Below are 9,221 nucleotides of genomic sequence, written 5' to 3'. Positions count from 1 at the left end.
GCCACGCAGTAACCGCCCGGCGCCGGCCTGCACGCAGGCCGCTGCGCCAGGCCGCCGACGGTCCTGCCGGCGCCCTGGTCAGTCGGCGCGCGGCGCGCCGGCCCCGGCACCGTGCGGCCGCGGCGCCATCGACCGGGCTGCAGGGACGCCCCGGGCACCGTGCCTGCTGCGCGATCGCCTGGCGGCGCGCGGGGCGGGGCCCGGGCGTCAGCCATGCGCCATGACCCACCGCGCACGCCCTGGCGCCGCCTCCGCGCGCCGTGGCTCGCTGCAGTGCCGACGGACCGTTCTTTCATGCGTGTGGTTGCCCGACCGGACGCTTGCACCTGATCTGGGTATGCTCTGGCGCGCCGCCCGCCCGCGTCATCAATCTGCAACGCAACTGCCTTCGGCATGACGCCGGCGCCCGGTATGACGCCGCCCGAACAAGCCAACGCCAGGGAGTTGCAACCATGCCGGATGATATGGGCCGCCTGCCCTACGACCTCGACGCCGGGGACGAGATCCCGTCCAACACCTCCGCCAACCCCACCTTCGCCCAGATCGCCGAACGCCGCCTCGGCCGGCGCGGGATGCTGATGGGTGGCCTCGCCACCGCCATCACCGGCTTCATCGGCGCCGGCAGCAGCCCCGCCGGCGCCCAGGGCGCCACCGCCGCGGCCACCGCCCGCCCGGTCATCGGCTTCAAGCCGGTGGCGGTCAGCGCCGCCGACACGGTGGTGGTGCCGGAAGGCTATTCGGTGCAGGTCATCATCCCCCAGGGCACGCCGCTGGACGGCACGGCCGGCAAGGCGCTGACGGCCATGTCCGGCGCCGAGCAGGGCGCCGCGATCGGCGCCCACCATGACGGCATGCACTTCTTCCCGATCGAAGGCCGCGCGCCCGACCAGGGCAGCAGCACCGACGGGCTGCTCGTGCTGAACCACGAATATGTCGAGCCGCGCTTCATGCATGCGCGCGCGGTCGGCCTGTCGGTCAATAGCGGCCGCCTGCCGCTGGTCGACGGCAAGCGCCCGGACGACGAGGCGCTGAAGGAAGTGAACGCGCACGGCGTCTCGGTCGTCCGCATCACGCGCGGCGCCGATGGCCGCTGGGCGGTGGTCAACGATCCGCGCAACCGCCGCATCACCGGCGCCACGCCGATGGACATCGCCGGCCCGGTGCGCGGCCACGCGCTGCTGCGCACCAAGTACAGCCCGGACGGCACGCGCACGCGCGGCACGCTGAACAACTGCGCGCATGGCGTGACGCCCTGGAACACCTACCTGGCGGCCGAGGAGAACTGGGCGGGCTACTTCCGTAACCTCGACCAGCGCGACGGCCGCCCGGCCCTGCCGCGCGAACAGGCGCGCTATGGCGTGCCGAGCACCCTGACCCGCTACAACTGGGACCAGGCCGCCGGCGGCGCCGACGAATTCCTGCGCTTCAACGCCAGCACCACCGGCGCCGACGCCACCCAGGACTACCGCAACGAGCCGAACAATTTCGGCTGGATCGTCGAGATCGACCCGTTCAACGCCACCAGCACGCCGGTCAAGCGCACCGCGCTCGGCCGCTACGCGCATGAGGGCGTGGTATTCGGCCCGGCGCGCGAAGGCCGCCCGGTGGTGGCCTATGCCGGCGACGATTCGATGAACGAGTACATCTACAAGTTTGTCAGCGCGCGCCCCTTCAACCGCGCCACGGCGAATGGCTCGCTGCTCGACGAGGGCCGGCTCTACGTGGCGAAGTTCAACGCCGATGGCAGCGGCGAATGGCTGCCGCTGGTGCATGGCGAAGGCCCGCTGACCGCCGCCAACGGCTTCGCCGACCAGGCCGAGGTGCTGGTGAACACGCGCCTGGCCGCCGACGCGGTGGGCGCGACCAAGATGGACCGCCCGGAATGGGGCGCGGTCGATCCGCGCGACGGGCGCGTTTACTTCACGCTCACCAACAACGTGCGCCGCACCGAGGCGCAGGTGGACGCCGCGAACCCGCGTGCCAACAACCAGTTCGGCCAGATCATCCGCTGGCGCGAACAGGGCGATGACCACGCGGCCACGCGCTTCGCCTGGGACCTGTTCCTGCTCGCGGGTCCGATCGGCAACAGCCGGATCGCCGGCAGCGGGACCATCACCGCGGACAATATCACCGCCTGCCCCGATGGCCTGTGGTTCGACGCCGATGGCCGCCTGTGGATCCAGACCGACATCGGCGAGCGCGAGCAGAACACCGGCGCGCTGGAGCCCTTCGGCAACAACCAGATGCTGGCCGCCGACCCGGTGACCGGCGAGATGCGCCGCTTCCTGACCGGCCCGACCGGCCAGGAGATCACCGGCGTCGTCACCACCCCTGACCGGCGGACGATGTTCGTGAACGTGCAGCACCCCGGTGCCACGACCACGGCCGCCGACTGGGCCGCGGGGCGCACCGCCAGCCGCTTCCCCACCGGCAGCGGCGTGCCGCTCTCGGCCACGCTGGTGATCACGAAGAACGACGGCGGCATCATCGGCACCTGACGCCACCGCCACGCCTGCATCGCGCCGCGTCCGGCCAGGCCGGGCGCGGCGCTTGCGTTTCGGCCGCCGGACACGTGCGATCTGGACGTGACCTCGCGCGCCGTGCCCTGGCCGCCGCGGGCGCCGCCTACCCGCGCGCCAGCGTCACCACCGCCGAACGCGGCGGCACGCGCGGGTCGAGCTGCGGCCAGCGCGTGGCCGGCTGGTCGAAGGTGGCGCCCGGTGCTGCGCCGGGATGCGCGATGGCGGCCAGGATACTGCCGTCGGGTGCGGCCAGCGCGCCGCCCAGCGCCGCCCCGACCGGCGCGGCCAGGATCAGGGATGCGCGGCCACGCTCCGCGCCGTCGACCGGCACGCGATACAGCGCCTCCGGCAGCGGCCCCGGCGTGGCGCCGCGATCGGTGCCCACCAGCACCGCGCCATCGGCGTCGAAGCCCAGCGTGGCCGGCGCCCAGGGCCAGGCCGGCACCGGCGCGGCGGGCGCGCGCGGGTCGGGCATGGCGACCGCGATGCCGTCGATCAGGGTTTCCGCCACGCCGGTCTCGGCCGCGGCATCGCCGGCCGCGGCGCGGATGTCCAGCACGCTGCCCGCACCGCCGCGCTGCGCCATGCACAGCCGCCCGCGCGCCGCATCGAAGGCCAGCCCCCAGGGCCGGTCGAAGCCGGTCGCGCCGACCGCGCGGGCGCCGGCGACGGGATCGCCCTCGGGCAGCGGCAGCCAGCGCAGCGACCCGCCCTCGATCTGCGCCGCCGCCATCCGCCCGCCATCCAGCGCCTCCATCCCCGCCGCCGCGTCCGAGACGAAGCGATAGAGGTGCCCGCCGGCGCGCCCATCGGTCAGCCACACCACGGCGCGGCCATCGGCCGACAGCGCCGCGGCCGCATCGGCCGGGGCGAAGCGGCCGAGCGCGCCGCGCTTGGATGGCACCCACAACGGGTTGGTCGGGTCGACCTCCGCCACCATCCCGGTGGTGGCGGCATCGAGCCCCGGCAGCCGCCCGCGCCAGGCGGGCGCGTCGCCTTCCGTCAGCAGCAGGCTGCCCCAGGGCGTGGCGCAGCCGCCGGTCACGCCGACCAGCCCGGCCGCCAGCGTGCCGTCCAGGCTCACGCGGCTCAGCGTGCCGGCGGTCAGGCGGCGGTTCTGGAAGCCGCCATCGACCACCGCCCAGGCGCCGCGCTTTTCGATGTTCAGGATCGACACGCCCTGCATGGCGCCCGCCACGTCGGGCATGTCGCGCCCGCCGGGGAAGGCCATGCGGGCCTCGACGGTCGGGTGCGCCACCGCCAGCAGCGCGCGCGGCACGCCATCGGGCGTGGGCGAGGCGATCACCGCGATGATGCGCGCATCCCAGCCGAACTGCGCCGCCGCCGCATCCACCGAGGGCTGCCCCGGTTCGAAGGGCAGCGCGTCGAAGGCCACGCGGTCGCCCCAGCGGACCAGCACGCCACGCCGCCAGCCCGCCGCCGGCCGGTCGTCCTGGCGGATGGTCAGCGACTGCGCGCGCAGCGCCGGGGCCGCCAGCAATGCCGGGGCGGCGAGCAGCAGCGTGCGGCGGCGCATCACGGCGTGGCGTCCTCGATGCGCGGCGGCAGGTGCGCGCGCACCGGCGGCAAGGCTTCGGTGAAGGCCTCCACCTGCACCAGGCAGGATTGCGCCGAGGGCCCCTGGCCGAGCCGCGAGGTGCCGATATCCGCCGTCAGCACATTCGGGTTGCCATGCACGCAGAGGCTGCCCGGCACGCCCGGCTCCAGCGGGTCGAACCAGGCGCCGGTCGCCATCATGGCCACGCCGCGCATCAGCCCGGGATCGGTGCGAAGGCCACCCAGGCAGGCGCCGCGGTCGTTGAACACGCGCACGATGTCGCCGGGCTTCAGGCCGCGTTCGGCGGCATCCTCCGGGTTCAGCGTGATGGGTTCGCGGCCATCGATCTTGTCGGCCGCCGCGACGCGGCCGGGGTCGAGCTGCCCATGCAGCCGCGTGGCCGGCTGGAAGGACAGCAGGTGCAGCGGGAAGCGGTCCGCCTGCGTCGCGCCCAGCCATTCGCGCGGTTCGATCCACACCGGATGGCCCGGCGCGTCGGCGTAGCCGAAGGAGGCGATGGTCTCGCTGAACAGCTCGACCTTGCCGGTCGGCGTGTCGAGCGGATGGTCCTCGGGGGCGGCGTGGAACGCGGCGAATTGCGTGTATTCCTCGCCGCGAAGCGGTGCCTCCGCTTCCCACCAGCCCGTGTCCCAGAAGCTGTCGAAATCGGGCGTCTCGACGCCGCCGCGGGCGCAGGCCTGGCGCCATTGCTCGAACAGATGGCGCAGCCAGGCATCCTCGTTGCGCTGTTCGGTGAAGCGGTCGCGGAAGCCGAGCTCCTCGGCGATATCGGCCAGGATGTCGTGGTCGTTGCGCGCCTGGCCGACCGGGTCGATCGCCTTGTGCATGGCGCGCAGGAAGCGGTCGCGGCCGGAACTGGCGATGTCGTTGCGCTCCAGCGTGGTGGTCGCCGGCAGCACGATGTCGGCGTGGCGCGCGGCGGCGGTCCAGTGCTGTTCCTGGATGATGATGGTCTCGGCCTGCGCCCAGCCGCGCAGCATGCGGTTCAGGTCCTGGTGGTGATGGAACGGGTTGCCGCCGGCCCACCAGACGATGCGCGCATCGGGATACGTCTGTTCGCGCCCGTTGAAGTCATAGGCGCCGCCGGGGTTCTCCAGCATGTCGGTGATGCGCGCGACCGGGATGAAGGCGCCGGTCGGGTTGCGCGTGGCGGGCATCGCGAGGGAGGGCACCTCGCGGCGCGGATGGCCCATGCCGTTCACGCTGCCATAGCCGTAGGCGACGCCCTCGCCGGGCTTGCCGATCTTGCCGAGCATCGCGGCCAGCGCGGCGAGCATCCAATAGGGTTGCTCGCCGTAATCCGCGCGCTGCAGCGACCAGGTGGCGGTCAGCATCGCGGGTGTCGCGGCCAGTTCCAGCGCCAGGGCGCGGATGCGATCGGCCGGGATGGTGGTGATGGGCGCGGCCCAGGCGGGCGTCTTCGCGACCCCGTCGGAGTCGCCTGTCACATAGGCGCGCAGCTTGTCCCATCCGACGCAATGCGTCGCGAGGAAGGCGTCGTCCTGCCGGTTCTCGCTGACGATCACATGCGCCATCGCCAGCAGCAGCGCGGTGTCGGTGCCCGGGCGGATCGGGATCCATTCGGCCTGGCACCAGTCCGGCACGTCGGCGCGGTTGGGCGAGACCTGGATGAAGCGCAGCCCGGCCTGCGCCGCCGCGCGCAGGTTGATCTCGTTGGTGTGCTGCCCGGCGCTGCCGGACGTCACCAGGCCATTGCGCAGCGGCAGCCCGCCCAGGCAGAGCATCACCTTCGCGTGACGCGTGATGGCGGCCCAATCCGTGGTGCGGCCCAGCAGCACTTCATTGGTGCCGAGCACATGCGGCAGCAGCGCCTGCGCCGCCGCGTAGGAATAGGCGTTGATCTGCCCGGTATAGCCGCCGCCCAGCCCGAGGAAGCGTTGCAACTGGCTGCGCGCATGATGGAAGCGCCCGGCCGAGGACCAGCCATAGGACCCACCGAAGATGCTGGTCGGGCCGTGCTCGGCGCGCACGCGCCGCGTTTCGTCGGCCACCAGGCGGGTGGCGCGGTCCCAGGAGACCGGCACGAAGGCATCGCCGCCGCGCAGGTGGCCGCGCCGGCGGCCTTCAAGCCAACCCTTGCGGACGCAAGGGCGGTCGATCCGGCAGGGCGCGTGGACGATGTCGGGCACGCTGTCGATCAGCGTTCCCGGGAAAGGATCGCGCGCGAAGGGGCGCACGCCCACCACGCGACCGTTCTCGACCACGGCGTCGAAGGCGCCCCAATGGGCGGCGTGCGGCTTGAGCTCGGTCATGGCGCTCCTCCTGCGGGTCGAAGGTGGCGCGAGCGGGGCGGCAGGGCAACGCCCCTTGGGTCGCGCCGCCATCCGGGCCTAGACTGCCGCATCAGCCGAGGACCGCGCCCATGACCCCGCCCCGCAATTCCAACGCCGCCCGCGACATCGCCAACGTCCTGCATCCCTACACCGATGCGAAGGCGCACCTGGTCAACGGCCCGCTGGTGATCACGCGCGGCAAGGGCGTGAAGATCTACGACGACCAGGGCCGCGAATACATCGAGGCGCTGGCGGGCCTGTGGTGCGCCAGCCTTGGCTTCGACAATGAACGCCTGGTGCAGGCCGCGACCAACCAGATGCGCAAGCTGCCCTTCTACCATTCGTTCACCGCCAAGTCGCACGAGCCGATGATCGACCTGGCGGAGATGCTGATCGAGCGCGCGCCGGTGCCGATGTCCAAGGTCTTCTTCGGCAATTCGGGGTCCGAGGCGAACGACTCCGCGCTGAAGATGGTCTGGTACATGAACAACGCGCTGGGCCGGCCCAAGAAGAAGAAGGTGTTCTCGCGGCTGAAGGGCTATCACGGCATCACGCTGGCGGCCGCCTCGCTGACGGGCCTGCCGGCCAACCACAAGCTGTTCGACGCGCCGATCGCCGGCGGGCGCTTCTGCCATGTCGGCACGCCGCACCACTACCACAACGCCAAGCCCGGCGAATCCGAGGAAGACTTCGCCACGCGCCTGGCCGATGAGCTGGAAGCGCGCATCATCGAGGAAGGTGGCGCCGAGGAATGCGCGGCCTTCTGGGCCGAGCCCGCCATGGGTGCCGGTGGCGTCATCATCCCGCCGCGCACGTATTTCCCCAAGATCCAGGCCGTGCTCAAGAAGTACGACATGCTGTTCGTGGCCGATGAGGTCATCTGCGGCTTCGGGCGCACCGGCAACTACTGGGGCTGCCAGACCTTCGACATCCAGCCGGACATCCTGGTCTGCGCCAAGGCGCTGTCGTCGTCCTACCTGCCGATCTCGGCGGTGATGGTGAACGAGGCAGTGTTCAACGGCATCGCCGAGGGGTCGTCCGCGGTCGGCACCTGGGGCCACGGCTTCACCTATTCCGGCCACCCGGTCGCCGCCGCCGTCGCGATCGAGACGCTGAAGATCTACGACGAGGACAACATCGTGGCGCATGCGGCCGAGGTCGGCGCCCACATGCAGGCCGAACTGCGCGCCCGCTTCACCGACCACCCGCTGGTCGGCGAAGTCCGCGGCGTCGGCCTGATCGGCGCCATCGAGCTCACCTCCGACAAGGCCGCGCGCAAGCCGATCGACCCGGCGAAGAAGGCCGGCGCGCGCCTGGTCAAGCATGGCGAGGAACAGGGCGTGATCCTGCGCGCCATGATCAACGACAGCATGGGCTTCTCGCCGCCGCTGATCATCAGCAAGGACGAAGTCACCGAGATGCTCGACCGCGTCGGCCGCGCGCTGGACGCCCTCGCGGTCGACCTGCGGCGCGAGAGCATCGCGGCCGTCTGAGCGCGCGGCGCCCCGGCCACCGGGGCGCCGCGCCGCACGCGCGTGAAGATCACCTCCCCTGCCCTCCCGGTCGCGGTGGCGCTGCTGGTCGCGACGCTGGCTGTCGTGCTGCAGTCCAAGGCCATGGCGCCGGTCGGGCTGGTGGCGCTGGCGCTGTGCGTGGTGGCGCAGTTCCGCGCCACGCGCGCGCTGCCCTGGCCGCGCGGCGCGGCGGTGGCATGTGCCGTGGCGCTCGGGGTCTGGGGTGCGGCCAGCGCCGCCTGGGCCGCCGAACCGGGCCGCGCGCTGACCACCGGGCTGTCGCTGGCTGGCATGGCGCTGCTCGCCGGCGGCGCGGCGCGCGCGCTGGCGGACAGCGACGACGCGACGCGGCGCGGGCTGACGCTGTCGCTGGCCATCGGCCTCGCCATCGGGCTGGTCGCCGCCGGCACGGATGCGCTGACCGGCAATGCCCTGCGCGCCGGCGTGCGCGGGCTGGCGGAGGCGCCCGCCACCCTCGCCTTCGGGCTGAAGCCAGCCGCCTCGGTCATGGCGCTGCTGCTGCCGCTGGCCGTCGCGCTGCCCTGGCCCGTCCTGCCGCGCGCGCTTCTGCTGCTGGGCGGCGCCGGCATCCTGGTGGCGCTGCCCGGCGACACCGCGAAGATCGCGGCCGTGCTGGGCCTCGCCGTCGCCGGCGCAACCGTGCTCGCACCGCGCCTCGTGCCGCGCCTGGTCGGCGCCGGCCTTGCCGCCGCCATCCTGGCCATGCCGCTGCTCGCCGCCGCGATCCCCGCCCTGCCGGTGGACCGCCTGCCCATCACGGCCCTGCACCGCATGATGATCTGGGACTTCACCGGCGCGCGCATCGCCGAGCACCCCATCCTCGGCTGGGGCATGGAAGCCAGCCGCACCGTCCCCGGCGGGCGCGACGCCGCGACCCCCGCGCAGCTCGACCGCCTGCGCGTCACCGACCCCGACCGCCGCCACTGGTTCGGCCTGCCCGGCGTGCAGACCCTGCCGCTGCACCCGCACAACGGCGCCCTGCAAATCTGGCTGGAACTCGGCGCCATCGGCGCGCTGATCGCCGCCGGTCTGGCCTGGACCCTCGGCGCCGCCGCCGCCCGCAGCCCCTGCCCCCCCGCCGCCGCCGGCGCCCTGGCCTCAGCCGCGATCACGGCCCTGCTGTCCTTCGGCGCCTGGCAAGCCTGGTGGATCGCGGCGATGCTGCTGGCGGTAGCGGTTTGCGCCGGGCTGGTGCGGGTGCGCGGGGGAGGGCTTTGCCCTCCCCCGGACCCCCACCCACCAAAGGCCTAAAGGCCTTGTATCTTCCCCTTGCCGTCACGGCCTGAGACGG

General features: G+C 73.1%; 5 protein-coding genes. 3 read left to right on the top strand and 2 right to left on the bottom strand.

Annotation, left to right across the window (positions count from 1 at the left end; genetic code table 11):
* The first annotated feature begins 452 nt into the window (after positions 1–452).
* Entirely contained in the window at positions 453–2,498 is a 2,046-nt protein-coding gene (locus tag LQ222_RS25530) for a PhoX family phosphatase (RefSeq protein ID WP_230169697.1), read from the top strand.
* 127 nt (positions 2,499–2,625) lie between these two features.
* Here LQ222_RS25530 and LQ222_RS25525 read toward each other — a convergent pair whose 3' ends face one another.
* Positions 2,626–4,059 (bottom strand): PhoX family phosphatase, encoded by a 1,434-nt coding sequence (locus LQ222_RS25525; RefSeq protein ID WP_230169698.1) that lies wholly within the window; start codon positions 4,057–4,059, stop codon positions 2,626–2,628.
* A complete protein-coding gene (locus LQ222_RS25520) occupies positions 4,059–6,374 on the bottom strand; it encodes a molybdopterin-dependent oxidoreductase (protein WP_230169696.1) in 2,316 nt (771 codons plus the stop codon). The genes LQ222_RS25525 and LQ222_RS25520 overlap by 1 nt, the downstream gene beginning before the upstream one ends.
* A gap of 110 nt (positions 6,375–6,484) precedes the next feature.
* Here LQ222_RS25520 and LQ222_RS25515 point away from each other — a divergent pair, with 110 nt between their 5' ends.
* Entirely contained in the window at positions 6,485–7,888 is a 1,404-nt protein-coding gene (locus LQ222_RS25515; RefSeq protein WP_230169695.1) for an aspartate aminotransferase family protein, read from the top strand.
* Between the two features lie 42 nt (positions 7,889–7,930).
* On the top strand, positions 7,931–9,181 hold the full coding sequence (locus tag LQ222_RS25510; RefSeq protein WP_230169694.1) for an O-antigen ligase family protein: 1,251 nt from the start codon (positions 7,931–7,933) through the stop codon (positions 9,179–9,181).
* Positions 9,182–9,221: the final 40 nt, after the last annotated feature.

Source organism: Roseomonas sp. CECT 9278, assembly GCF_918698155.1.
GTDB lineage: Bacteria > Pseudomonadota > Alphaproteobacteria > Acetobacterales > Acetobacteraceae > Neoroseomonas.
The sequence above is the reverse complement of the archived record's forward strand: the minus strand, read 5'-3'. Positions and strand labels throughout refer to the sequence as shown.

Excerpts from the sequence above, each read along its gene's own strand:
- LQ222_RS25530 (WP_230169697.1), top strand. The coding sequence starts at position 453 with ATGCCGGATGATATGGGCCGCCTGCCCTACGACCTCGACGCCGGGGAC.
- LQ222_RS25525 (WP_230169698.1), bottom strand. The coding sequence starts at position 4,059 with ATGCGCCGCCGCACGCTGCTGCTCGCCGCCCCGGCATTGCTGGCGGCC.
- LQ222_RS25520 (WP_230169696.1), bottom strand. The coding sequence starts at position 6,374 with ATGACCGAGCTCAAGCCGCACGCCGCCCATTGGGGCGCCTTCGACGCC.
- LQ222_RS25515 (WP_230169695.1), top strand. The coding sequence starts at position 6,485 with ATGACCCCGCCCCGCAATTCCAACGCCGCCCGCGACATCGCCAACGTC.